We start from the raw sequence: 25,065 nt of genomic DNA, 5'->3' as shown, positions 1-25,065 counted from the left end.
AGAGACCTAAAAATCTGTCCAAGACCTTAGCCCCAAGAAACATAGAACTACCTAGAACTATCACCTTTTTGAGGTCGATGCTTCATCTCTATCCAGGCTAGGCCTCCGAGCGCTTGATCACTTCTCCCTCACTTGCTTACAAGAGCTAAACTCAGACAATGCTATGAATGAAGCCTCTTTGACCTCTCTTTTTCCTGAGGCTCAAGCTTTTACACACCTCCTTGAAGTTCTAGGACATGAACTGAATTCAAGGGGCAACTAAGCGGGTTTGTAATAGAGACTCATTCTCAATAAGGAATTGACTTCTGCTTATTTGTGCTTAAAAGAGTGATATTCCACTTAACACAACTGCTTATGAAAGAAATACTTTTGGAGAAAAAAAGAGAGGCGAATAGAGTAAATATTCAACGAAGAGTTGCGGCCGGTAGTCACAAGAAAGACACCTACTTTGAGGATGCGACTCTGAGGTCTAACAAATCTTGGCAAGATGCCTTACAGAAATCTGACCCAGAACTACCCAGGGTCCTGTATTTGCATATTCCTTTTAGTAAACGCCGTTGTACTTTCTGTCCCTTTTTTATTAATAGGAATTCTAAGAATCTTCTAGAGCAATATGTTCAAGCATTAATCCAAGAAATCAAAATCACAAGCCGTCTTGAGGCTGCTACGGCAAAACCAATAGAGGCTATTTATATAGGTGGAGGGACACCCAGTGATTTACCTTCCCCTGACGTAGAGAAGATCATGGATACAGTCCGAGCTAACTTCGCATTGGCACCGGCCTGCGAAATAACCATGGAGGCGAGAACTCACGGTGTTGACAGAGAAATAGCACAAAATTGGGTCAATAGCGGCGTCAACAGAATCTTGATGAGTGTCCAAACCTTCGATTCAAAAGCAAGGCGCTCCTTGGGTCGTATAGCTTCTCAGAAGAAAGTGATTTCTACCCTAGTCGATCTCACGGAAATACCAAGGTGTTCTGTCAATGTTGAATTAATGTATGGCCTACCTAAACAGAATGAAGAAGACGTTATTAATGACCTTAAAACTCTAGAAGTGATAACTGATCTTCATGGCTTAGACTTATATCATACTAAGACCTTTCCGAACTGCCCCTTTCCTATTGCCACAGAAAAAGGTGCTTTTGCTCGAACTGCGGATATTAAAACCAAGGAAGAAATGTATAGGGTCGCCGCACAATGGTTGGGTAGAACTGACTACCGACAACTTTCGACATGCCATTGGATAAGAGACCAGCGCGAGCGGAGTTTGTATAAGCGCTTGGCGGAAGGCCCAGCAGAAATCATCCCATTTGGTTCCGGTGCCGGAGGTAAATTGCAAACGCTTGATGTGTTTCAAGTTCCTCGACTTGAAGACTATTTTCGTTTGATTAGTGCTGGTCTTAAGCCATTGGCGGTTGCTTCAACCCGAAATGGTGATGCCAATTTAAAAGACCAATTATCTTATGACTTGGGAGAGGGATATCTGTCATCAGAGACAGAAGAAAAGCTTTTAGAAGTAAACCCCTCTATTGAGAATGTTATGCAGAGATGGACTGAAAAAGGGTATTTTCAGTTGGCCCTGAGGTCCGAGCGAAAAAGAAAGCTCAGTTTACGTGGGCGTTTTCGAAGCTCAGAAATGATCGACTTTATTAGCAAGAAGTTAGCGAAGACATCTGAGATGGTGAATTGAGAAACCTTTTTATTCATGGATCTCATAACCTCAAATGACTTGAATTAAGATTAGAAAAGTGATTAATAAAATAAAATATAAAATTGGCTTTGACCATGGCGCTTATCCCGGCCTAAGAACTTTCTTTCCCCAAACTACGGTTATAGATAAAGGTGTTTATGCTATTACATTGCTACCGCCCTGGTCCAAGAGCTTCGAATTAATGCATGGTCTAGGAGGAGTTTACAATATGACTTTTCATGGGCCCGCTGTAGTAGGAAAGTTATTTCAAGAGTTATTTTTCATTGATTTAGAGTCAAATGTTTCGCGTGAACTAGACGGTACACTTGAGATCAATAGGGGAAGCATTGGTCATATCATGGCAGTGGAAGAAATTCAGAAAATGGGTGTTTGCTTAAGCTTACAAATCTTTAATAAAAATAGAACAGGCTTACATAAGGTCTGCCTAACGGATCAATCAGAGATTGAGCATTTTCATAAAATAATCAATGAATTGTCTGCCCTGCCTTACTCTTCTTATGAAGATGAGAGTAACACACGTTTTGATGAACGTTCTTGGCAGAATGATCAATCTTTGCATGATCTAACCGTAGAGGAAAGATACTGTGAATCAGACCCGATTCATTTTAGAACGCTTAACAAATTACTCAAAGAGGCCTCAAAAAACGATATTGCTATTGAAGTGGAGCTATTTAACCAGACCATAGAGCATAAGGAAGTATTCTGTAACTTCAGCATTGCCCAAGAAGATAAAGCATTATGCCTTATTCAAAAGGGAGTAGAATATAAGGAATACATGCTTCAATATGACTTAGTTGGTAAGGTGGTCTTAGCGAAGTCCATAACAAATAGGAACGCTCCCACTAGTATACGAGTGTATGGTAAGTGCGGTTGTCATTGTTCAACTATTGCCGCTCATACCAACAATTGTAAAAAGAGTCTTGGTATTTGGCATAGGGCTATCTTTAATCATGCTAAAACAGCATCGTAATTTAACCCACGTGATGTCATAGAAGTTGAAGCAGATGGATAAAAGCTTCAGCCAGAGGCAAACGAGGGTGGGACTATGAAACACACGGAATGCCAGTCCGGATAGAGTTGGGATCTAGGGTATTTTACAAATAAGTGGGAACGGGCTGTAGATTCTGATGAGTAATAGATATACGCTAGTGGATGAAAGCTTATAGTCGAGATATACGAGAAAAAGTCATCAAAGCTCTTGAGTCAGGCAAGAGTAATAGGGAAGTAGCAGAAAACTTTGGTATCAGCCGCAAGACAGTGTGGGAATACTCTAAGCGGTATAAGCAGAGGGGTGAGGTCTACTACAAGCAACATGGAGGTCATCGAAAAAGTAAGTTTGATCCACATAAAAAACAAGTAGTTCATTGGCTAAAACAAAAGCCTGAAATGACTTTAAAACAACTTAGCCTGAAATTGCAAAAACAATGCCAAGTAAAATTAACTCTTAGAACACTACACTATCATCTCAAGAAGATGAACTTCAGCTATAAAAAAAACGCTACCGGCAAGCGAGCGTGGGCGCATTGATATTCAAAGGAAGCGAGAGGACTAGAGATGGTTGCAACTCTTATGGAATCCTAAAAAACTCGTTTTTCTTGATCAGACCGGCGTGAATACAAAAATGACGCGTCTTTATGGAAGAACGCTCCGCGGGAAGCGCTCTCATGGACAAGTTCCATACGAGCATTGACACAGCTCTACTTTTTAGCAGCCCTGAGATACGAGAAACTCACTGCTTATTGATGGAGCAATGGATGGCTCCATGTTCCTTGGACATATCCAAAAGCACCTGCTACTAACTCTAAAGAAAGCAGATATTGTTATCTGTGATAACCTGCCGGCCCATAAAGTCAAAGGTGTCAAAGAAACCATTAAAAGTGTAGGGGCTGAGCTTTTCTATCTGCCTGCTTATAGTCCAGATCTTAATCCTATCGAAATGGCTTTCGCTAAATTTAAAGCTCTCTTGCGGGATGCTGCTAAGAGGACTTGGGTCGACCTGTTACAAGCTGTAGCTCATTGCTTTGATTCTTTTACAGTTAACGACTGTAGAAATTTCTTCCACCATTGCCAATATGTGTAAACTTATTTGTAAAGCGCTCTGGTTCTCAAAAGCCGACACTTCAAGTAGACTCCATGTTACTTGGGACAAGAACATACCAGGTTTTTAAGTCTCTACTGCATGATCTGCACTGAATTACTGATTAATAAAGAGCTTCTCAACTTCACTAGCCCAGCACGTTACCCTCTCGTCGCTTGGGTGTAATGCAGGTAAAATAACTGTATGAAAGCATTTGCACGGTTCATAAAGATTTAATGCGTATGGGGTACTAGGTCCATCAACCGGGCGATGTAGTGCAGCTCTGCGAAGGTTGCTTGTTTGCACAGAAATGGCTAAGCCCTCTGTTTCTAAAGTGAACCCTTCTTTACTGCTATTTAGATCAAACCGCTCCAGTACTTCGAAATGACGCATGGCGGGTGTGAGCATAATAAACTGAAGGGGAATTTGTTGAGATTTTGCCAATTCAATAAGCAGAGGGCAGCAAATAGGTGAGACATCCATCGAATGAGGAGAATCTGCTCTTTTTGAATGGGCAGCTAAGTCCTGCTGATAAGAAGACTTTTGCTTTAACTTACGAACCGGCATTTTGGATTTTTTTAACGGACTCTTGTTGGCAAAGGATTCTTCTATCCATTCATGGAAACGCTTTAAATCAGATTGAAGAGTCAAACATAGCTTTAGAAATCCTCGTCTCTTGGGGTCATAAAATTGGATACTTAAGAGAATTTGCTTATCGAAATGTTCTTGAGCTACTAAGACTGAGGATATTTTATCTGGTCTCAACTCATGACAACCATCAATTTCATACACGGATGCATCTAGCTGATTGAAATAAACTTCTTCGTATATTTTAGTTGAGACGACAGAGCTGCTCGTTGAAACTGTCAATAACGGGCCAAAGCCATTCAAGTTTCTTAGCAGATTTCCCCAGTTATCTTGCAGTTCCAGGACACACGTATGATGTTGGCGTAATTTGGTATGCTCGAAATAGTGAGATAGACCTGGATAGTTACCATTTGGAATGCCAATTTCAATTGACTTCATTCCAAGCTTAACTGATTGCACTATTCTCTACCTTAAATATATCAGCTAGCACTGTTATTTCTTAAAACACTAACCAACTTATTAACCCATTCAGGCAGCTGCTCTTCTTCATCAAGATCACATTCCACACAATCTATAAGCCGTTTCCCACCATGCCTCTCAAGATGGTGGTCCAGATCTTTACCGTGTTGACAAAAATTTTCGTATGAGCTGTCTCCCAGAGCAAGAACGGCAAAACGAAGATTACTTAGCCCTAGCGGATCCCTTGAAGTGATATCTTCGTAAAAATCGATGCATTCATCTGGTGGCTCACCTTCTCCCCAGGTACTCGCAATAACTAATACATCTTGCTCATTTTTTAAATCCTCTAAAGCATATTCAGCGAGATCTGTTTCTGCTGACTTAAAACCAGCTTCATCGAGTTGCTCGACTGCTTTTTCTGCAATAGTTTTAGCATTTCCTGTTTGTGTTGCAAAAAGTACCAACATTTTCCTATCCATCCTGGTTTTCCTTTCCAATCCAAAGTTTAAGCACTCACTAAAGGAGTCGTGTTTTACTTATCGAAATATTCTTTGGAGGGGTAGGGAACGTCAAGATTTATTTGAAATTCAATCTCAATTAGTTTGAGAGTTTTTGCTTCGATGGGCACTCTATGCCATGGATGATAGGCACGTCATTCTAACCCAAATGTTACGTGAGAGACTTATCGATCTGCGCAGGTTCTTGTGCCAAGAAATAGAGAGCAGCTGTTAAGCTTAAGAGCTTTTATTGCTTACTTTCCGATCACATTGGCCAGTTTTGGTCAACTCTTGACAAGTGGCTTCCACCTTAAAGGTCATGCTCTTGGGATTAAAACCCAGCTCGTTAATTAGAGCGCTTTCACGAATATCTAAGCAAGGGTCTTCGTATTCGATGATTTTATTACAGTCCTTACAGATGATGTGATTGAGTTTTGACTGACTTGGAATATTCAGATCGTAATACTGTTGCTCCCTACCTAAATCAAGCGCACGCAAGTAGCCTCCATCGATAAGAAGCTTGATTGTCCTGTAGACAGTGGCACGCGACACAGAGTCATCGAGTGATTTCGCTTTCACCCAAAGTTCTTCCGCATGAAAGCAATCCTTATTGGAAAAAATAGCTTCCAGGATGGTGATACGCTGCTTCGTAAGGCGACAACCTTCCTCCTGCAGAAAATCTTTGATCCGTTGCTGTATGACCGCGTTGTTTGTGGAAGGATCTTCTTTACTTGAACTCATTTAATTATGATTTAGCTACAGTAGCGGAATTGTAATTTTATATGGTTGGTTTCATATGCTCGATCATGGTGAATGTCTTGCATAACTCTTATACAATAATCCTCTATCCCGCGATCATTGGAAGTTTTAAATGGAAAAGACTCTAATTTTTTTTGCTCAATGAGGTCTATTGCTTCTACTTCTACCGAAGTTTCTAACCACTGCCTTATGCAACATACTTCAGGTTTTTCAGGATCCGAACTCGCGAAATCAAAGTAGGCCCTTACGCATTTTCCAGGTTGGCTTTTTTGGTGCACATGATAGCGAAATTCCAAAATATCATCCGAGAGGTAAGGACAATTTGCACAGATGCTTGAGAGTGCCCGATCGACTTCCTTTAACTTCTCAATTTCCCCTAATAAGTCCTTCACTTGCCACATATTATGTGTTACTGAAACTCAATATCAAGTAGAAAATCCCTGCAATCTACCTAAGATATTTTATTGTTTAGATCTCAACCTTCAATCTATCAAGAACAAGCAAGACCTTAAATAAACTCACAGATTAAGAGCCTGAAGACGACAAAGTCCTATACAAATAGTGACGTGATGAGTTGTCGGTAAACTGTATGACTCCAAAATCTTAACGTATTCTGTCTCTTGGAGTGCGTGTGCGTTCAACTAATCATGAGAATCCATTTAGCATGTTTCATGATCACCGCACCAATCATCTTTTTGGGTAGTAGGGAAGCGAGATTCAATCCTCGTTTCACTATCTAGCTCAAATACGATAGTTTGGGGGGCGTGACGCCTGCATTCTCCTTCGGAGCCCTTACTATTCCAGTGCTTACAAGATTCACATGTTGTCATTGTTGTTGTTGGCATGATGATTTCCTCAAGTTGAATTTATAACCTAATGATCGATACAATAAATATCTGCCACTTGACCAAATAAACAAGTGACAATGATAGAAACTTGCTTTTATTGCTTCTGATAATCATTCGCAAAATCACAGTGAAGTAATAACGCCATCCCCGACAGAAGATAAGTCTTGACGGTAGTAGACTAAAATTTAAATATTATCAGTTGAGATCGCGTCTCAATTAGTAATTCGAAGCTATAAAGTATGAAAATGGACTCGATTGTTGATAGAGTCATCTATGACAAATGGATGAATAGCCTTTGCCCAGCGAACGGAGAGAAATGCTCTGTCTGCCCTTTTTTACCGTTGCCTGATACCGTCAATTATCTTGGTCAAGGACAAAAAAGCTCAATCAGAGTAAACCCAAAAGGCTCATTTAGTTCTGTTCTAAAAGATGCGCAATCACAGGTCCTAGAAGATTGCCCGCTACAAGCGATATGGAGCCTTGATGCTGCTCTTCAGAGGGCGTCCGAAATGGGAAATGAATTGAAAAATTGGAGGATGCTCTATCCAGCAGTTGCTTGGGTGCTTTCCTTGTTAACTAAGGCTGATCAAACAGCTCATTTTCCACCGTCATGGAGTATCAACAAAAAAAGGAGAGCCCATGATGATGCTTACATGTGGCGAGCTCGTGCCTGCGGGATCATAAGAGGTAAAGTATTTCCAGATATTGTAAACCAGATCGTTGGCAGCAGTGAAATCTACTCGCGTTCAGAGATCAGCCTCGGGTTGTGCACACACGGATACCCAGGGGAAGCCTATGAATGGGCTGTGATTTGTTCGAAGCTAGAAACCTATTAAAGCCTAGAGAGGTTTCTCCTGGAGCGTAGTGTTAAGCAAATATTCCCGGAATGAAACTCGCATGATGCCATACAGATTTAAAGATCTCCGCAGGATCTTGGTCTCAAGGAAAAATGATCTAGAAGATCTAGGTGGAGTGGATAATTGGCAATACGCCAAGCGAAATCAGGCAGAGGTAAAATTGCTACAAATCTCATTGAAACACAAAAATAAAACTTCGCACAATAAATGTTATGTAAAATTGAATAAATTCCTCTTTCTTAGTATCACATAAATTCTCTATTTTTTATTTGCAAAAGCATCCTTGAATTCATTTTAAACATCCACTTTGTTATACCCCCCGGTACAACCCGAGTATCAAGAGGATTGAAGTGTTCACAGATTTTTCAGCGGGATTGATCTCCTGATATCAGCCGTGATCCAAGCATCAACATCAAGGGACAACTGAGCTCTCTGAAAACCGTTACCGGTGAAACCAGGCAATAGCAGATCAGATGAAGGAGCTTTTAACCTAAACGCACTAGCGCGGTGAACTGAAATAAGGCTCTTATCTATAAGTTTTTTGAAATATAATAATGACGCCTTGAGCAGTTACTTCTGCCCAAGGCGTCTGCCTTTACCTAATTAAAAAGACTATAAATATCTCTTAGATTTACGAACTACTTACTTTCTATGACCCAAGGACGTGGACTAGAAGACACTTTTCTAGGTTTTTTTGGCCTGTGGCTTGGAGGTTTGACCCCATGTTTATTTTCCCCAGATGAGCTATACACATTGGGCTCATATCGTGACTTGATATTACGCTCAATGGCATTCCTAACACCTGGCTTTAGCTTTGCGACAAAAGGCATTTTGAATATGCGCTGGCACAGCTCACCGCAATCCGGGCAGGCTGCAGGTGTGTCGTGTAGCCTAACCGGACGGTTGAGTTCAAAAGCGCCCTGAACCGCACAACCTTCTACTTCACAAATATAATCGTATGTAGGCATTATTCTTATCTTATATTCTGTATCCCCTAATCATAAGAGAAATCAGTGATTCTTATGGCGTTTCTAAGATAGAGCTTTAGCGACATCTACTCCTTGAGGCACTACTTGCTTCGGTCCGCCCTTAGAAGGTTTGATGTCGAAATCAAAGATCTGAGTAGGCACAAAGAGGGTTGCACAAGCATTAGGAATATCCACAATACCACTGATATGTCCCTGCACGGGTGCAGAGCTAAGGAGCGCGTAGATTTGCTCACCTGTGTATCCGAACTTCTTCAAATATTCAATACAGTTCAAGCATGCTTGACGATAGGCAATGGTTGCATCCATATAATGTTGCTCTCCAGATTCGTCTACGGATATCCCTTCAAAAATGATGTAATCTGCGTAATTAGGATTACTTGGGCTTGGCTCAAAAACTGGATTTTTGATGCCATACAATTCCACCCCGTTCTTGATAAGGTCTACCCTACAATCTACATAAGCGGCCGTTTCTATTCCTCCGCAGAAAGTGATTTCTCCGTCACCTTGAGAGAAATGACAATCTCCCATAGACAAACCGCCGTCCTTAACATAAACAGGGAAATAGACTTTAGAGCCTCGTGAAAGATCCTTGATATCACAGTTACCCCCGTGTTCGCGAGGTGGAACGGTCCGGGCGGCTTCCTTAGCCGCTTCCTTAGCAGCTCCGGGTTCCATTCGTCCCATATGGGCTGTGTCTGCGTAAGGAAGTGTCGCTAGGGCTGGCACCCTGTCAGGATTGGTATCGTAGAGCTTCTTTTCGCGTTTGTTCCATTCGGCTAGTAATTCTTTGGAGGGCAATGTACCTATGAGACCGGGGTGGCGAATTCCATCAAACTCGACACCAGGTATATGGCGAGAGGTCGTCTTAATGCCATGGTAATCCCAACAAGCCTTGCGAGCTTCTGGGAACTGATCTACCAAGAAACTTCCACCATTTTCTTTAGCAAATATACCGGTAAAACCCCAGTAAGAATCTTCCAGCATCCCGACATCCAAAATGTCAACTGCGAGCAAGTCACCAGGTTCCGCACCTTTAACACCAATAGGTCCGCTGAGGTAATGAACCTTAGTTAGATCTACATATTTTATATCAGCAGCATCATCGGTATTCTTAACTTGTCCACCCGTCCAGTCGACGCATTGAACACGGAACTCCTCACCAGGTTCAACCATGGCCACCATTGGGATATCTGGGTGCCAACGATTGTGTAACACATCCTGCTTTTCAGGCGCTTCATTAAGATCGATTTTAATCAATGTATCTGGCATTTTAATTCTTTCTTTTGAAATTAGATTTTAACATTTCAGGCTGCCCGTAGTTGCTTGCTGTAAAAGAAAACAAGATAACCAATCGTTTAAGCCTCCACGGACCATGCTAATGCACTAGTCATGCCATCATGATTAATTTTCATGACAAAGATGAAGAACAATCCTTTGCATGTATTAGCATGCTTTTGTGTTTACAATGATTTATTTAAAAATAATAAATAATAAAGCATGCCTTACCTTTGGGCTTTTTTGTGCGCAATGATGATATTAATAACTCATTATCAATAAATACGATAATGAGTTATCGTTATCACAAACGTTTTTTTCTGAATGAAAGCATTTTCTAGAAGCTTGAGTTTCAAAAAATTATAGATAATACAAAAATTTTGGATGATTGATAGATAGCCGATAATCATATTAAGAAACAATAATACATATATTGATCAGCCTCAATCGCCAACATCTCCTGTATAAAAACTTACTTTTTGTCTAATTTTCTTAAGCTTGATGTAATTGATTATACATTTGGCAGACTCGAAAGCTTGACTGATCTGTTGAGGCACTCATCTTTTGGGGAGGTTAGGTTACTCTTGGCTATCCTCCTGCCGGCGACGAAATAGTGCTAGGAAGAAATCGTCTCATGATCATCACCTTGCACAGTCTTAGTCCTAAGCGCCAGGGTGTTTAAATAAAGGATGACAACCGCGCCATAAAACCTTACTACTGCTTCTCGCTGTTTTTTGCCCTATCCTTTTTTGTTTCTTTGATACTGAAGTTGGGATCTAGCTTCTTGAAGGCGTCAAAATGGGCTTGGTACCTTTCAAGTTCATGCCAAAAATCCTTCCGCGGCTTTTGAATGATTTTTCCTTCTGGGTAATCCTTTCCTAACGCGCTATTTTTTATGGACTCAAGCGTAGCAAGAGCTTCATCTTTCATACTTGTGAAACGCTCTGGCCATTCACTTGCTAAATTTTTCTCTTCTGCGGGATCTTTTTTGAGATCATACAGCTGCCACTGACCACTGCTCACATCCGTGGTCAATAGTTTATAATCTCCTTCGATAAAAGCTGCACTCTTTTGAAAATAAAAGGGAATCGCATGATCCCGCTCAGGATTCTTTCCGAAGAGTAGGTCTTTTATACTCTCCCCGTCGTGAACAGCTAGCATAGAATCTTCTGATAAATCAAGAAGGTCAACAAAAGTTGGCATCATATCCATGGTAGAGGCGGGAAAATCGCTTATTGCTGGTTGAATGGTTCCAGGCCATTCGATAATTGCTGGAACACGTATACCTCCCTCATAAATTTTTCCTTTGACTCCCTTTAATCCTCCAGCAGAGTTTGGGTCTAATTTGAGTCCACCATTATCGCTGCAATACCAAATAATGGTCCTTTTTTCTATACCCATCTCTCTTAAACCTTTCCTTAAAGCCCCGACGCTCCGATCTATAGCCACAATCTCCCCCAGGTGCTGAGCCAATTTGCCCTTTGCTTTAGTCACTTGGTCTTGGTCCAGCGCGAGCATGGGACTGTGGGGAGAACCATACCAAATACAGGCAAAAAATGGATCAGCCAGATGTGCCTTAATAAATTTCAATGCTTCATCCACAATGATATCAGAAGAGTCTCCTTTAAACGCCTCGAACTCACCTTGGCGACTCATCAAGGGGTCGAGATCAAAGTAGTTTGTGACTGTTAACCAAAAATCAAATCCGTAATGTCCGGGGTGATTAGGATCGTCCTTAGGGATGGGAACACCGGGACCTCTCACCCCATTGAGATGCCATTTGCCAAAATGCGCGGTTTGATAGCCTGCTAGCTTAAGTGCTTGTGGAAGTGTCTTTTCCTGTAGACACAAGTTGTTGCCATGTGAGGGAACTCCAGTTCGAACATGAGTTCTGCCTGTTAAGATCGAAGCGCGCGTGGGTGAACATACTGGCCCAGCCGCATAGAAGCGATTCAGTCTTAACCCCCCTTCTGCCATTGCATCTAGATGCGGTGTTTTTAATAAAGGGTGATTGTTGTACCCAACTTGCCCCCAACCCTGGTCATCCGACATAACCAGAATGATATTCGGCTTTTTGGTCTCTGCGAATGAGTGAACAGACAAGCCAATTATGGCTAAATAGAGAATCAAATGTTTCATATCTTCTCATTTTTAGACGTTATGAGATTTTTAGACACCAAAAAATCTTTCCTACCCCTTCCATTTCATGATTCGTTTCCTCATATAAACGGTGACCAACTACCGATCTGAGTTGGGTCTAAGAAAAGCTACAGCGTAAAAGAGTCTCGGAAGAAGTTGAAAGTGTTAGAAAAACAAAGAAGGTTCTGTAGCTCACTACCTCGCCTTGATTATGGACGACACATAGCTCGTGCTTTTTGTCTCCCATGTCTAGGCCGGTTGTATGATTCCCTTTCATACCTGCACTGCTTCTCTTTTTGCACCTTATCGAGTGCCTCGAGAATTTACTATGATTATCAGGGCCCAGAAGGAGGCAGGTTTTTCATCTTATCTCTAGCGCGCCAAAACGAATAAGAACAAAAAGCCATAAACGAGAAAAAAAGCACCGAAACAGACGTGTCCAACTCGGGCTTACTGAGATATTATTTTTTCTGTAAAATAGCCCGACTCATTCTTCTTCCATTTATAAACCAGCGGAAGCTGAATCTAGTTACAGACGAATGAAGCCATAAGATCTGCGACAAAGCCAATGGTTCTCACTATCTCATTCTTTTCACATACTTAGAGATCCTCTCCATATTCCCATCCTTTGCGGGCGGGTTCTTTGAGATAGGCATTGAGCTCGGGTCGATTGGTGATCTTCATATTCTTAGCATCCCACTCGATTTTTCCTCCAAAGCGTGCTGCTAACTGACCAATCAAGCTCACTTCTGTTAACTGAGCAGCGTAATCAAAGTTTGCTCCAGGCTCCGTTCCATTTTTAATAGCCTTGACCCATTCACCAAACGGTCCACCTTTTATGCGAGGATATTTTTCATCGGGAAATCCAGCTGCTTTAAATTCCTTCATTTTTTCTTTATCTGCCAAACGAGGTTTGTTAGAGCGCTCATCCGTATGCCCATTAGCTTTCTCTCCCAAATAATAAGTTCCTTTGTTTGGAATATCTGGCCAAGTCCAATCCTTTGGTGGTTTCGGGTGAAAACTGTGCCCGGCTATTGCCTCCGGCATTTGCTCTTGACCCTTTTTTTGTTTTTTATTTTTTGCGCCGCCTGGTCCATTATGCCAATAGAAAGTGCAAGGTTTCTTGCTTCCACGTTGTTTAAATTCATAGCGAACTGAATTTCCATCCGGTACAATCCATTCATTACCACCGACAACTTTTATCGCCTCTACTGAAACAGGTTCATAGAGATCAAGCACCCAAACCGGAGCGTCGGCAATGTGACAAAACCAGTCGCCAAAAGTGCCTCCACCATATTTATTGAACCCTCGCCACTGCTCAGGGTGGTACGTGCTATGGAAAGTTGTGTCTGCCACGGGTCCCTGCCATAGATCCCAATTCAGTGATTCCGGTACCGGGTCCTCAGGCGGAGGAAAGCTTTCCGGCTTTGCAAAATACCGACCACCCCATCCAGGTCCTGCAGTCCAACTATGCACTTCTGTAATTTGCCCGAATACATCCGCTTCAACCCACTCTCTCATCTGACGTATCCCATCAAAGGTATGCCCTTGGTTCGCCATATTGGTAATCACATTGTATTTAGCTTTTGCCTTTCTCAAAGCGCGAACTTGCCAGATATTATGAGCCAGAGGCTTTTGAGTGCACACGTGAAGACCACGCTGCATCGCTTCCATCGTAGCCGCAAAATGCGTGTGATCTGGTGTACTCACACACACTCCGTCTATGTTGTTTCCAAGTTTATCCAACATCTTTCTGAAATCGGCAAACTTCTCTGCCGACTCAATTTTGGGGAATTTTTCGGAGTACTCATTAAATTTACTCGAATCAACATCAGCTATCGCATAGATATTCTCCTTCCTAGTCTCATGGAAGGCCATTCTCGCGATGTTGCTTGCTCCAATATGGGCAATATTCAGTTTACTATTTGCTGAAGGGCCGGGTTGACCAATGCTAAATCGCGGCAGCACAAATGCTGAGGCCGTAGTCGCGGCAGTTGTTTTGATAAAGTTACGTCTGTTACATTTTGCTGGGTGATTCATCGATTTTGATCCGTTTTTCGCTTCGTTAATATCTGCTAATAAAATCAATATGAGAACATACTAAAGCGCAATTCTCAAATGGAAAATTAAAAACTTAAGCATTACCTAAATTGGCTACAGACTACTCATGAAATATTGATTTAATAAGCATTCACCCTTGCAAGAATCCAAGGAGCATGTGCATCAGCTTTTTCTGTCTTTGGCGAGTGCATGGAACTTTTTGTGCAGACAGGTAATCCCAATTTTGTCATGCTACGGCCATTCTGAATCTATGATGGAACGGACAGATTGGTGCATTATTGCAGGATACTTTGCCTTACTAGTTGGCATTGTTTATTGGTCTTCGCGCAAACAAAAAAGTAGCACCGATTATTTTCTGGCGGGACGCTCTATTGGTTGGTTTGCTGTAGGGGCCTCGCTTTTTGCCTCCAATATAGGTTCAGAACATGTAGTTGGCTTGGCAGGAAATGGTGCAACCACCGGTATGGCGATGGCGCATTGGGAGCTACATGCCTGGGTCATGCTCCTCTTGGGTTGGGTCTTCGTTCCTTTCTATTATCATGCCAAGGTGTTCACTATGCCGGAATTTCTGGAAAAACGCTTTAATTCGAAAACACGCTGGATTCTATCGATTGTCTCTCTCGTTGCTTATGTTTTCACTAAAGTCTCGGTGACGGTTTACGCCGGCGCGCTGGTTTTTCGGACACTACTGCCTGATACCTTTGGTAGCCCGGATAATGCCTTTTGGATAGGAGCTATCACCACAGTTTTACTTTCTGGGCTATATACTATTTTAGGTGGATTAAGGGCGGTTGTTTACACAGAAGTGGCGCAAACCGGCCTCCTCTTGCTGGGCTCATGTTTTATTACCTTTATCGGGTTGAGTGAACTGGGAGGCTGGGGAGAGCTGCAGGAAGTATGTCGAGCCAATAAAGAGCAGTTTGCGCTTTGGCGCCCTTTGTCTGACCCCGACTTTCCTTGGCTGGGCGTGATCATTGCCTCACCTGTGATCGGTATCTGGTATTGGTGCACAGACCAGTATATTGTCCAACGCACTCTAGCGGCAAAAAATTTGGCGCATGCACGACGTGGAACTATCTGGGGAGCTTTTTTGAAAGTCATGCCCATCTTTATCTTTCTGATTCCTGGATTAATTGGCTATGCCCTGCATCAAAAAGGCATGCTCACAATTCCTCTTAGAGATGGAGGGTCTATGGAAGGTGACATGGTATTTCCAACTTTGGTGACTACCTTATTGCCAGTGGGGCTTAGAGGAATTGTCGTAGCAGGTTTGCTCTCTGCCTTGATGAGTTCACTGTCTTCTCTCTTTAACTCATGTGCAACCCTTTTCACCGTCGACATTTACAAAAAGTTAGACCCACATGCAACCGAGGAATCTCTGGTAAAAATAGGACGTTGGGCAACAAGCGTTGTAGTTATTCTCGGTCTATGTTGGATTCCGATTATGCCAGCAGTCTCAAAAGGTGGGCTTTACCAATACCTGCAAAGCGTTCAGGGTTACTTAGCTCCTCCCGTCACCGCCGTTTTTTTGCTGGGCCTTTTTTTTAAGAGGATCAACGCCAATGGAGCATGCCTCGGATTAGTGATTGGGTTTATTCTGGGCATGCTTAAACTCACCATCCAAGCTCTTGTAGGATTTGAGCTAATTAAAAATCCTCATTGGTTAGTTGCTTTTGGAAATTTCAGCTTCTTGTATTACTCTGGAGTGCTACTTTTGATTAGTATCATCGCAATAGTCGTAGGTTCACTAACATCAGCTCCTCCTAAAGAAGATAAACTTAGAGGACTTACTTTTAGTACCTTGACTCTAGAACAAAGGCAAGAAACACGGGCGAGCTGGAATCACTGGGATTTAGCAGGAACCGGCCTTGTTTTAGCCCTAGTGCTTGGTGTCTACCTCTACTTTAGTTTCTGGATTTAGATCACTCTCTACTTTGTCTCAGGGGTTGGGGTTTCTTAGAAATGGTAAGCCATACAGATGCTTCTTGGTTCAAATATTTTTTGATAATCCGTAGGGTTTGTGAGAAGCTTCTCTGCAAAAGATAAAAATGAAGAGATCCCCTATTCCTTTAGTCAACCGTCTCGTCGCCTATTCGAGTTTCTTTTTCGCTTTATTTGCCTTGGTTTCATGCGTTCAACTCTCTGAAACTGGGCAAAATGCCTTTATCATCACTACTCCTCAACAAGAAATGGCTCTAGGCACTCAAGCTTTTAATGACCTTAAATCCAAGATGAAGGTCTCAGATAATTCGGCAAAAAGAGCCCAGGTAAAAAGGGTTGCCGATCGTCTGAAAAAGGTTGTAAGCCTTCCAGGTGGAGAATGGGAAGTCGTTCTCTTTGATGAACCAACCCCCAATGCATTTGCACTACCTGGTGGAAAAATTGGGGTGCACACTGGCATTCTTCCTTTAACAAAAACAGACGCAGGTCTAGCCGTAGTCATCGGACACGAGCTAGCGCATGTGACTCTACGGCATGGAGGACAAAGAATGTCTCAACAAGCCGCTGTTAGTGGAGCAGCTACGCTTGCCGACCTCTTTACTAAAGACAGTAATCCTAGGACTAGACAAATCACCATGGCAGCCTATGGATTGGGAGCTCAGTATGGACTTATTTTACCTTACAGTAGAACTCATGAGTACGAAGCAGACCGTTATGGAATGATCTACATGGCTAAGGCTGGCTATAACCCCGAGGAAGCTATTGCGTTTTGGAAAAGAATGATAGACTACTCAAAAAAAAGAGGTGGTAAACCGCTAGAATTTCTCAGCACTCACCCAGCAGACCATAACCGAATTGCGAAACTCAAAGAACACCTTCCCAGTGCACTCAACTTATACAAGCTACATCAATAATAAGGAATCAAACCTATGAAGCGACGCACTTTCTTAAAAGGCTCTCTAGCTCTCGGAACTGGAAGCATTATGCTACAGGGCTGTGACAGCTTAAAAACAAATAAAGACTCCGCCAGTCAAGATGACACCCAAACAAAAAGTGTTACCAAACCCAAAGTAAAACTGCCCAAGTCTGCTAACACCAAACTTAATGTCGCACTTATTGGAGCTGGTGGAACAATCATTCGTGCAGCCTACAGCACTTGCCTGAAAGAAAACATGATCTGCATGGCCGATGTAGACGATGAGCGTGGCGCAATGGGTTTTGAAAAATTCCCCAAAGCGAAGAAATACCGCGATTTCAGAGAGATGCTTGACAAGCATTATAAAGAGTTGGATGCAGTCATTATTTCTACCCCAGATCATACCCACTTTCCAGCAACCTATGCCACTATGGAGCGAGGCATCGCCGTGCAAACGCAAAAGCCACTGACTCATAATATCTGGCAAGCCCGCACGCTTCAAAAAGCAGCCCACAAATTTAAGGTTCAAACCGTCATGGGTAATCAGGGGCATACTTATGAAGGTATTAGACTCATTCGCGAATGGTATGAATCTGGGCTTGTGGGAGAAGTTAGAGAAGTCCATGCCTGGACCAACCGCACGACCATAAATAACAGTAATGCCAAGAGAACCCCCGAATTTAAAGCGATACCCGGCACATTGGATTGGGATCTTTGGATTGGTCCAACAACGGTTAGGAACTTTAGTCCTGAAATATGTCCAAGCAAATGGCGCTGGTGGTGGGACTTCGGCTTAGGTGGTTTGGGCGATATTGGTTGCCACACACTAGACATACCTAAATACGCCATGAGCCTTGATTACCCAAGTGTCGTTTATACTAAAAACGACCTTCATTTTGACAATAACTTGACAGATAATCATGGGGCAAAAGTTGTTCCCAAAGCGGATGCAGCTACTTACGTCTTTGAATTTCCTGCTCGAGGAACCAAGCCACCTGTTACCGTCTTTTGGTATGAAGGCGGAAACCTTCCTAGACTTCCGGAATCTGTGAAGAAGTTGCCTAAAATTCAGGCCGGAGGCTGCCTTTTAGTTGGAGATAAAAACACCATTGTCTCCCCAGGTATGCGCCCAAGCAGCCCTCGCCTACTAAACGATTGGATGGAGCTCCGTAAGCAACTTCCACCTAAAACCATTCCTCGTTCTCTGGGAGATCCCATCAAAGAACTCTTTGCTGCAGTGCGCGGAGACATTGATCGATGTGGCTCAAACTTCGACTACGCGGTTCCTCTCACTGAGGTCGTCATTCTGGGAACAATCGCTAACCGCACTGGTAAGCGAGTCGAGTACAACCCTCAATCCATGACTTTTAAAGACTCTTCAATGAACGAATTTATAAAGGAGCCTGTGCGTCGTGGATGGGAATACGGAGAAGATCTTCTTTCTATTTAGGAGCATAGGCTTCTTCTCTATTCTCAATGCTTACGCAGTCATTTGTGACTCGCTACATAGTTGCTAGATAACTTATTTCCTATAGCATGTGTGCTCATGGCTTACAGAGATATTATTACCGCTAGCCAATTAAATAAGAGCTATGGCAATTTCCAGGCTTTGAGAGACTTCAAGCTTGAGGTTCGTGCCGGCGAGTGTGTAGGGCTGCTCGGTCCCAATGGAGCTGGTAAATCCACTTTCATAGGCTGTCTTTATGGAGTAGTGCTACGCAATGATGGTGATTTGAAGGTGTTCGGGCATGATCCTGCAGAAAATGCGAGGGCAATCAAAAAACGTATTGGTGTAGTTCCGCAAGAGAATGCTTTAGATGAAGGGCTCACTGTTATCGAAAACATGAGGATCTATGCTCGATTTGGAGGAATGACTGGAAAAGCTGCCGACCTGCGTATCGTAGAATTACTCAAACACATGTCCCTGGAAAATAAAAAAGATAATATGATTAAAACTTTATCAGGCGGAATGAAGCGGCGTCTTACTTTCGTCCGTGCCTTGCTCTCCGATCCAGAATTACTGGTTTTAGATGAACCTACTACAGGGCTTGACCCTTCTGTTAGACATCTACTCTGGGAAAAAGTGATTAATTTGCGTAATGATGGCAAAACAGTCCTTGTCACCACTCATTACATGCATGAGGCAGAGATCCTTTGTGACCGAATCGTTATCTTAAACAAAGGAGAAATCGTTGGACAAGGACAACCACGTGAATTGATCCATCAAGTTGCTCCAGGATTTGTGGGCCTTTTTGAAAAAAACTCAGAACCTACTCTTCGCAAATTTATAGAACCTCAATGGGAACTCTACTATCAGAGTGATCAATGTTGCGTGCGTACCCCTGAATTCGATGACCTCGTTGATTTACAGCAAAAAACCAAACTAACCGCACTACAACTACGCCCCTCAAACCTTGAAGATGTCTACTTAAAACTGACTGGAAGGGAACTAGAGGATAATGAATAATCTGATCATCACCTTTGGTTTAGCTTGGCACGTAGTTGTTCGTAATTGGATAGTCTATAGAAAGGATTTCTTGGCCAATATCTCCCCTACTCTTGCCGACCCTGCTCTTATCATGATTTCCTTAGGCATGGGACTCTCTCCTTTCATTCAAGAAATCGGAGGCTATAGCTATGCCCAATATTTGGCGCCCGGTATGATTGCTACGACCGCTCTTTTTACCTCCTTTTTTGAATGCAGCTATGGCTTTTATGTTCGTATGACCTATGAATCCGTATTCAAAGCCATGCTAACGACTCCTATTGGAGTAAATGAAGTCATTCTGGGTGAGTTTTTGTGGGTCTTTGTTCGTGCTTCTATTATGGCACTGGGAGTGACCCTCGTTCTATTGGTTATGGGCTTGGTGCCCAACCCGTGGGCCATTCTGGTGTGTCCGCTTATTGGAGGCTTTCTCTCTCTACCCTGTGCGGCCATCGGCTTGCTTGCGGCTGCGTTTGTTCGCAACATCAATCAATTCCAAACCGTCTATTCATTCCTCATTGCTCCCATCTATTTTCTTTCCGCTGTCTTCTTTCCCCTAGATGGCCGTCCCATACTTAGCACGATTGTCCAGATCTCACCGTTTTACCATGGTGTGCGTTTGCTTCAATCTACGGTATGGAATGAGTTTCGTTTTCTAGAGTCTCTGATGCACTTTGCAGCGCTGATTGGGTTTACCCTAATTTTTGGCTTCTTTGCTTTTCGCCTGCTTACTCGAAAACTTACTGTATAAACGGCAAGATCATTAATCAATTTTTATTTAAAAATGTTATCAAAGAACTTCTGCATCTCAGCCCAGGATTTCTCATCCGCCTTTTTATTGTAAGCTAGGGGTAAACCAAACTTCTTGCCTATTTCAGTCGCTCCGGGATTGGTAAAGGAGTGAACGGCGCCCTTATAATTCTCAAATTGTAAATCCGCTCCTGCAACCTCCATCTCTTGCTTCAGTGCAGCAATCGACTCTTTTGATATCATTTCATCATCGGCTCCATTACACACTAAGATTTTTGCTTTCACTACATCTTTCGTTGCCAACGTCTTAGGACTGAGACTGCCATGAAAGCTTACCACTCCTTTGAGATCCATACCTACTCGCGCTGCATGGAGTACCACACTCCCACCGAAGCAGTAGCCGATGGCACCTATCTTGTTTGCATGACATAGGGGCTGATCACTAAGAAGTTTCATTGCTGCTTTAAATCTAGCTTCTGCTAAATCCATATTGGCTAATGCCTGACTAGCAAAAGCACCCGCGTCTTTAGGGTGCTCCGTTGTCTTACCATCACCATACATATCGACTGCCAAAGCGATATAACCCAGGTCAGCCAGCATCTTGGCGCGCTTACGTGCATATTCATTCTGCCCCCACCACTCATGTACTACTAGAATTCCAGGACGCTCCACAACTGATGAGTTATCCCAGGCTAGAAAACCTTTCATCTCAACACCACCACCCGTATAGGATATCTCCTTTGTTTTTATTTCTGCGCATGCTAGGAAGGGCGCTATTGCTAATAGATATAATAAACTGATTTTTTTCATAATGACCAAATACCTTTCCTCAAGGAAAATAATAATCGACGTCTTTCTACCATTAACATCACTAAATATAACCATACTTTTGAGCAAGCACAATCGACAGCTAACTATCGAACATCCTGCGGAAGCAGTAAATTTTTACCTGCCTACAAGTTGATCGCGCGTTCTAAATCCTCCCAGAGTATTTCCCAAGGCTTTTTGATGGACGACTTTATGTAAGAAGCCTATCACATGCTCTTTTTCACTCTTTTCAAAAAAGGAGTTACAAATCTGAAGCCAACTGATAGTAAGAGAATGACTAGAGGATTTTTATCTAACCTATGCATTTTCCAAAAACACATCACTTACAAATTTATCTCCCAAGATTAAAAGAAGCTTCTGCGCGCATAGAAAAGGCTATTTGGTGTTTCTTGCCTGAACGGATACCCCTAGACGCTTTGCCTAGCACTTCAAAGCATGTGCCTTATCGAGATGTCGATTTCTCAAAAGCCAAGAAAATCGAATCTTATCCTCATGACTGGGGACGCATGTATGAACAACGCTGGTTCACACTCAAGCCCAAAAGTGCATACCTAAAGGAGTATTCGCATCTTTTCTGGAAAGATGAAGCTGAGGCAACTCTTTATATAGATGGAGCACCCTATGCAGGTTTTGATCCCGGTCATTTATCTGTCCCCCTACCGCAGCAGTTTAATCAATTAGTGATCGAATCTTCATGCATACAAACTGGGATTTGGGTCCCTGGAGCCTCCGATATATCCGAATCAGGCAGTCATTTGCAAGGCGCTTATCTAGCAAAACGTCATGAGGCTATATGGCAACTGTCTATCGATTTTGAGCTTCTCTTAGAGCTTGCGCTCTACTTAGCTACTTTAGATGGATATGATAAAGAGGAATTAATCAAATCCCCACGCTATCGTAGGCCACTAGATAGATTAAACCCTCAAGCTCGCCTCATTTTTTCTACACTTGACCGGGTTGTAAATTATTTCGACCTAAGTGATCTAAATACTGCGAACACTCTCATAGCTGAACTATATGACAAGATTCGTCATAACAATTCTCTCTGTCAGGTTGTTCTCACTGGTCATGCGCATCTAGATCTTGTTTGGCTGTGGCCGGAGCGCGTAGGCGAATTCAAAGCGATCCATAGCTTATCTAATGCCTGTGAACTCATGAGGCGTTACCCAGAGTTTACTTTCGGATATTCCCAAACGGCTAGTTATGATGCGGTTGCCAAGCGCTCTACTGAGTTACACCAACAAATTCAAGAATATATCCATGATAAGCGCTGGGAGGCTTTAGGCGCTATGGAAGTGGAAAGTGACACTCACATGCCTTGCGGGGAAGCTCTGACCAGATGCTTGTTCATCGGACAAAAGAAGTTTGCTAAACTGACAGGAAAACATTCAGAGGTTGTTTGGTTACCAGATACATTTGGTTTCAGCGGATGTTTTCCAGCGATTGCCAAGGAGTGTGGTGCTAAGTATTTTTACACGACGAAACAAGGTTGGAGCAACGCCACACAGTTTCCCTATAGCAGCTTCATTTGGAGAGGAAATGATGGCACAGAGATCATAGCTCATGTCTTACACAGTCTTCTTATCAATTGTTATAATACAACCGTGGGTGTGCATGAAGTTGCCGAAGCCACTTCTTACCATAAACAATCTGATATTCATCCTGAAGTGCTACTACCTGTAGGCTATGGTGACGGTGGCGGTGGACCCAATGAAAAAATGTGTGAGCGCGCCCGTCGACTGAAGCATATTCATGGGGTTCCATCCGCGCATTGGGGGAGTATTGCAGATTTTTTTAAAAGAATGGATAAGATCACTGATCGATTACCTCTATGGCATGGCGAGATCTATCTGGAATATCATCGAGGCATTTTCACAACACATGCTGCGTTGAAACAAGCCTACAGACATCTAGAACGTTGCTTACAAATACTTGAGTTAATTCATGCACTAAAAAACATGGGCCCGGTAAATGCTACTTATTGGGAGCGCTTAGTTTTTGCCCAATTTCATGACTATCTACCCGGTTCGAGTATTCATGAGGTCTATGAGGAAGCCATTCCCGAACTAAACGAGATATCAAATAAAGTGGAAAAAGAGTCACATGCTATTTTTAAGGAGCGAGATTCTTTGCTCAATCCTTTTGCTTATGAATTAACTGTTTGCCGAGTTATCGAAGATATCTCATATAAAAGCATCCTACCTCCATTAGCCTCACAAAAAATATCTGACTTCATGGAGCTAGAAAAAAAGGAAAAACCTACCCGAATCAATGAATTGTCTATTAAAAATGACAGAGTTCGCGCTTCTTTTAATCATTGTGGTGAGATTGTAGCCTTACATTTTGATGATCAGGCCATTTCTATAAAAAACTCCTTGAACCAATTATGCATTTATCCTGATCATCCATCAGCCTTCAAGGCATGGGATATTGACCGCAATACTATTGCCAATGAAATGCCTCTCGCCTCAGAGGGTAAATTAATAGGTTGCCAACAAGAAAATGACTCTATCTCATTAAGCTTTGATCAACCATTGACCGAGCAAAGTTCTGTAAAAATCACCTATAAGATCACGGCTCTAGAATCTGTTCTAAGAATTATCTATGTCGTGGATTGGCGTGATGAGAATCTTCTTCTTAAAACACTATTTCCCACTAACTACACTGGTAAGAACGCTCGCTATGGAGCCCCATTTGGTAGTACCTTAAGAGCCCAGCTTCAGACAGATATTGCGAGCGATGCTCAATTTGAAGTGCCCGCTAGCCGCTGGGCTATTGTGACCGACGATTGTGAGTCTGAGGGACTTGCAGTCATTGCAAAAGACCGTTACGGTTTTGGTTGCCAAGATGGGACTCTACACACGAGTCTGCTGCGTAGCGCTAAAATCACTTCAACTGATAAACACCTAACATTAAGAAAACGCTCTTACCAGCATCATCATTCTGATATTGGAATTCATACATTTGAACTTGCTCTAGCTTGGGGAGGTCAAAATGTTATCCGCTCTGAACAACCGGCAGCTTTAGCTGATCATCTTTTTACAAAACCTATCCTCTCTGATGCAATGGCAAGTATCGTCAACAACATAGAAGGTGGTAATTCATTGATCCCTTCATGGATAAAGCCTCTAGATCATGGTAAAGGGTTCATCCTCCGCCTTCATGAAACACGAGGCAAGAGAGGCATTTGTTCCTTTGCTCTAGCACGCGGCTGGAAAATGCAACAGGTATCCTTAGACGAAAACAGTCTATATAACAAACTTGAGGACCATCACTTATCCTTTACTCCTTACAGCGTCATCTCTTTAAAACTGACTCTTTCAGATTAATATCATTTCATGATTCATTCACTCGCTTCATCTCGGATGATGTATGGAAGTTGCACGAGGTGCCTAAGATCTTCAAGTCTCTAGGGCATCATTGGGGTTTAATAATCGCTAGCAGGCCATTGCCGAGGACATGGGTTATGAGTATCCAGGGGTTAACTCAAAACCTTTGATAACTTCTCCCCTTAGGTTATATCCTTCCTCTTATTTACTATCCGGCGATTCCCTCCTCCGTCATCCTACAGTTCCTCTCTCCGTCATCCCACGGCTTGACCGGGAAAGCCGAAACGATTTGTGCGGAGCACCATACTGCTTAGATCGGGGTGGGTGTCTGGGGATCAAAGCGAAAAACGATTTGTGCGGAGCACCATACTGCTTAGATCGGGGCCGGTGTCTGGGGATCAAAGCCGGAATCTTAAGGCCTATTCGGCCCATATGCCTATGTTATCAATAAACAGATCATCATTATTACCACTAGCATCACAGCGGAACCGAAGCCGCGTTTGCTCTGTTAACAAATATCCCGTGATCACCAGTGATTCCATATAAACTGTGCC

Annotated in this window: 21 protein-coding genes; 11 read left to right on the top strand and 10 right to left on the bottom strand. The window is 42.7% G+C overall.

Annotated elements, in window-relative coordinates:
• Window positions 1-354: 354 nt before the first annotated feature.
• From AAGA18_12380 to AAGA18_12365, 4 genes are all read left to right on the top strand, one after another.
• Complete coding sequence (locus tag AAGA18_12380; GenBank protein ID MEM9446135.1) at window positions 355-1,692, top strand: radical SAM protein; 1,338 nt, start codon at window positions 355-357, stop codon at window positions 1,690-1,692.
• Window positions 1,693-1,750: 58 nt separating this feature from the next.
• Window positions 1,751-2,683, top strand: a complete 933-nt coding sequence (locus AAGA18_12375) for a ChuX/HutX family heme-like substrate-binding protein (GenBank protein ID MEM9446134.1) — start codon at window positions 1,751-1,753, stop codon at window positions 2,681-2,683.
• Window positions 2,684-2,865: 182 nt separating this feature from the next.
• A complete protein-coding gene (locus AAGA18_12370; GenBank protein ID MEM9446133.1) occupies window positions 2,866-3,240 on the top strand; it encodes an IS630 transposase-related protein in 375 nt (124 codons plus the stop codon).
• 223 nt (window positions 3,241-3,463) lie between these two features.
• On the top strand, window positions 3,464-3,793 hold the full coding sequence (locus AAGA18_12365) for a transposase (GenBank protein MEM9446132.1): 330 nt from the start codon (window positions 3,464-3,466) through the stop codon (window positions 3,791-3,793).
• Window positions 3,794-3,907: 114 nt separating this feature from the next.
• Here the strand turns inward: AAGA18_12365 and AAGA18_12360 are convergent, their stop codons facing one another.
• The 5 genes from AAGA18_12360 to AAGA18_12340 all read right to left on the bottom strand — a co-directional run bounded on the left by AAGA18_12360 (window position 3,908) and on the right by AAGA18_12340 (window position 6,938).
• Window positions 3,908-4,837, bottom strand: a complete 930-nt coding sequence (locus AAGA18_12360) for a hypothetical protein (GenBank protein MEM9446131.1) — start codon at window positions 4,835-4,837, stop codon at window positions 3,908-3,910.
• 20 nt (window positions 4,838-4,857) lie between these two features.
• Window positions 4,858-5,304, bottom strand: a complete 447-nt coding sequence (locus AAGA18_12355; GenBank protein ID MEM9446130.1) for a flavodoxin domain-containing protein — start codon at window positions 5,302-5,304, stop codon at window positions 4,858-4,860.
• A gap of 267 nt (window positions 5,305-5,571) precedes the next feature.
• The gene (locus AAGA18_12350) at window positions 5,572-6,075 is read right to left on the bottom strand and encodes a transcriptional repressor (GenBank protein ID MEM9446129.1); all 504 of its coding nucleotides are present in this window, start codon (window positions 6,073-6,075) and stop codon (window positions 5,572-5,574) included.
• Between the two features lie 11 nt (window positions 6,076-6,086).
• Window positions 6,087-6,485, bottom strand: coding sequence for a hypothetical protein (locus AAGA18_12345; protein ID MEM9446128.1), 399 nt, complete (start codon window positions 6,483-6,485; stop codon window positions 6,087-6,089).
• A 267-nt stretch (window positions 6,486-6,752) separates the two neighbouring features.
• On the bottom strand, window positions 6,753-6,938 hold the full coding sequence (locus AAGA18_12340; protein MEM9446127.1) for a hypothetical protein: 186 nt from the start codon (window positions 6,936-6,938) through the stop codon (window positions 6,753-6,755).
• Window positions 6,939-7,180: 242 nt separating this feature from the next.
• On the opposite strand from AAGA18_12340, the gene AAGA18_12335 reads away from it, so the two are divergent.
• Complete coding sequence (locus AAGA18_12335) at window positions 7,181-7,777, top strand: hypothetical protein (GenBank protein MEM9446126.1); 597 nt, start codon at window positions 7,181-7,183, stop codon at window positions 7,775-7,777.
• A 659-nt stretch (window positions 7,778-8,436) separates the two neighbouring features.
• Here AAGA18_12335 and AAGA18_12330 read toward each other — a convergent pair.
• The 4 genes from AAGA18_12330 to AAGA18_12315 form a co-directional block, all read right to left on the bottom strand.
• Window positions 8,437-8,766 carry an FmdB family zinc ribbon protein gene (locus AAGA18_12330; protein ID MEM9446125.1) on the bottom strand — a complete coding sequence of 110 codons (330 nt, stop codon included), beginning with the start codon at window positions 8,764-8,766 and terminating at the stop codon, window positions 8,437-8,439.
• Between the two features lie 63 nt (window positions 8,767-8,829).
• A complete protein-coding gene (gene fmdA, locus AAGA18_12325) occupies window positions 8,830-10,056 on the bottom strand; it encodes a formamidase (GenBank protein MEM9446124.1) in 1,227 nt (408 codons plus the stop codon).
• Window positions 10,057-10,776: 720 nt separating this feature from the next.
• Window positions 10,777-12,201 carry a sulfatase-like hydrolase/transferase gene (locus AAGA18_12320; protein ID MEM9446123.1) on the bottom strand — a complete coding sequence of 475 codons (1,425 nt, stop codon included), beginning with the start codon at window positions 12,199-12,201 and terminating at the stop codon, window positions 10,777-10,779.
• A gap of 600 nt (window positions 12,202-12,801) precedes the next feature.
• Window positions 12,802-14,241, bottom strand: coding sequence for a Gfo/Idh/MocA family oxidoreductase (locus tag AAGA18_12315; protein ID MEM9446122.1), 1,440 nt, complete (start codon window positions 14,239-14,241; stop codon window positions 12,802-12,804).
• A 274-nt stretch (window positions 14,242-14,515) separates the two neighbouring features.
• Here AAGA18_12315 and AAGA18_12310 point away from each other — a divergent pair, with 274 nt between their 5' ends.
• The 5 genes from AAGA18_12310 to AAGA18_12290 all read left to right on the top strand — a co-directional run bounded on the left by AAGA18_12310 (window position 14,516) and on the right by AAGA18_12290 (window position 20,355).
• A complete protein-coding gene (locus tag AAGA18_12310) occupies window positions 14,516-16,183 on the top strand; it encodes a sodium:solute symporter (protein MEM9446121.1) in 1,668 nt (555 codons plus the stop codon).
• Between the two features lie 127 nt (window positions 16,184-16,310).
• On the top strand, window positions 16,311-17,117 hold the full coding sequence (locus tag AAGA18_12305; protein ID MEM9446120.1) for a M48 family metallopeptidase: 807 nt from the start codon (window positions 16,311-16,313) through the stop codon (window positions 17,115-17,117).
• 15 nt (window positions 17,118-17,132) lie between these two features.
• A complete protein-coding gene (locus AAGA18_12300) occupies window positions 17,133-18,569 on the top strand; it encodes a Gfo/Idh/MocA family oxidoreductase (protein ID MEM9446119.1) in 1,437 nt (478 codons plus the stop codon).
• Between the two features lie 96 nt (window positions 18,570-18,665).
• The gene (locus tag AAGA18_12295; protein MEM9446118.1) at window positions 18,666-19,586 is read left to right on the top strand and encodes an ABC transporter ATP-binding protein; all 921 of its coding nucleotides are present in this window, start codon (window positions 18,666-18,668) and stop codon (window positions 19,584-19,586) included.
• On the top strand, window positions 19,579-20,355 hold the full coding sequence (locus AAGA18_12290) for an ABC transporter permease (GenBank protein MEM9446117.1): 777 nt from the start codon (window positions 19,579-19,581) through the stop codon (window positions 20,353-20,355). Before AAGA18_12295 ends, AAGA18_12290 begins: the two co-directional genes overlap by 8 nt.
• Before the next feature lie 23 nt (window positions 20,356-20,378).
• Here AAGA18_12290 and AAGA18_12285 read toward each other — a convergent pair whose 3' ends face one another.
• Entirely contained in the window at window positions 20,379-21,164 is a 786-nt protein-coding gene (locus AAGA18_12285; protein MEM9446116.1) for a dienelactone hydrolase family protein, read from the bottom strand.
• Between the two features lie 317 nt (window positions 21,165-21,481).
• Here AAGA18_12285 and AAGA18_12280 point away from each other — a divergent pair, with 317 nt between their 5' ends.
• Window positions 21,482-24,511: a glycoside hydrolase family 38 C-terminal domain-containing protein gene (locus tag AAGA18_12280; GenBank protein MEM9446115.1), complete on the top strand. Its 3,030-nt coding sequence runs from the start codon at window positions 21,482-21,484 to the stop codon at window positions 24,509-24,511.
• The last annotated feature ends 554 nt before the right edge of the window (window positions 24,512-25,065 follow it).

The organism is Verrucomicrobiota bacterium, assembly GCA_039192515.1.
Lineage (GTDB): Bacteria > Verrucomicrobiota > Verrucomicrobiia > Methylacidiphilales > JBCCWR01 > JBCCWR01.
The sequence above is the reverse complement of the archived record's forward strand: the minus strand, read 5'-3'. Positions and strand labels throughout refer to the sequence as shown.

Excerpts from the sequence above, each read along its gene's own strand:
- AAGA18_12380 (MEM9446135.1), top strand. The coding sequence starts at position 355 with ATGAAAGAAATACTTTTGGAGAAAAAAAGAGAGGCGAATAGAGTAAAT.
- AAGA18_12370 (MEM9446133.1), top strand. The coding sequence starts at position 2,866 with ATGAAAGCTTATAGTCGAGATATACGAGAAAAAGTCATCAAAGCTCTT.
- AAGA18_12365 (MEM9446132.1), top strand. The coding sequence starts at position 3,464 with ATGGATGGCTCCATGTTCCTTGGACATATCCAAAAGCACCTGCTACTA.
- AAGA18_12355 (MEM9446130.1), bottom strand. The coding sequence starts at position 5,304 with ATGTTGGTACTTTTTGCAACACAAACAGGAAATGCTAAAACTATTGCA.
- AAGA18_12350 (MEM9446129.1), bottom strand. The coding sequence starts at position 6,075 with ATGAGTTCAAGTAAAGAAGATCCTTCCACAAACAACGCGGTCATACAG.
- AAGA18_12340 (MEM9446127.1), bottom strand. The coding sequence starts at position 6,938 with ATGCCAACAACAACAATGACAACATGTGAATCTTGTAAGCACTGGAAT.
- AAGA18_12335 (MEM9446126.1), top strand. The coding sequence starts at position 7,181 with ATGAAAATGGACTCGATTGTTGATAGAGTCATCTATGACAAATGGATG.
- AAGA18_12330 (MEM9446125.1), bottom strand. The coding sequence starts at position 8,766 with ATGCCTACATACGATTATATTTGTGAAGTAGAAGGTTGTGCGGTTCAG.
- fmdA (MEM9446124.1), bottom strand. The coding sequence starts at position 10,056 with ATGCCAGATACATTGATTAAAATCGATCTTAATGAAGCGCCTGAAAAG.
- AAGA18_12320 (MEM9446123.1), bottom strand. The coding sequence starts at position 12,201 with ATGAAACATTTGATTCTCTATTTAGCCATAATTGGCTTGTCTGTTCAC.
- AAGA18_12315 (MEM9446122.1), bottom strand. The coding sequence starts at position 14,241 with ATGAATCACCCAGCAAAATGTAACAGACGTAACTTTATCAAAACAACT.
- AAGA18_12310 (MEM9446121.1), top strand. The coding sequence starts at position 14,516 with ATGGAACGGACAGATTGGTGCATTATTGCAGGATACTTTGCCTTACTA.
- AAGA18_12305 (MEM9446120.1), top strand. The coding sequence starts at position 16,311 with ATGAAGAGATCCCCTATTCCTTTAGTCAACCGTCTCGTCGCCTATTCG.
- AAGA18_12300 (MEM9446119.1), top strand. The coding sequence starts at position 17,133 with ATGAAGCGACGCACTTTCTTAAAAGGCTCTCTAGCTCTCGGAACTGGA.
- AAGA18_12295 (MEM9446118.1), top strand. The coding sequence starts at position 18,666 with ATGGCTTACAGAGATATTATTACCGCTAGCCAATTAAATAAGAGCTAT.
- AAGA18_12290 (MEM9446117.1), top strand. The coding sequence starts at position 19,579 with ATGAATAATCTGATCATCACCTTTGGTTTAGCTTGGCACGTAGTTGTT.
- AAGA18_12285 (MEM9446116.1), bottom strand. The coding sequence starts at position 21,164 with ATGAAAAAAATCAGTTTATTATATCTATTAGCAATAGCGCCCTTCCTA.
- AAGA18_12280 (MEM9446115.1), top strand. The coding sequence starts at position 21,482 with ATGCATTTTCCAAAAACACATCACTTACAAATTTATCTCCCAAGATTA.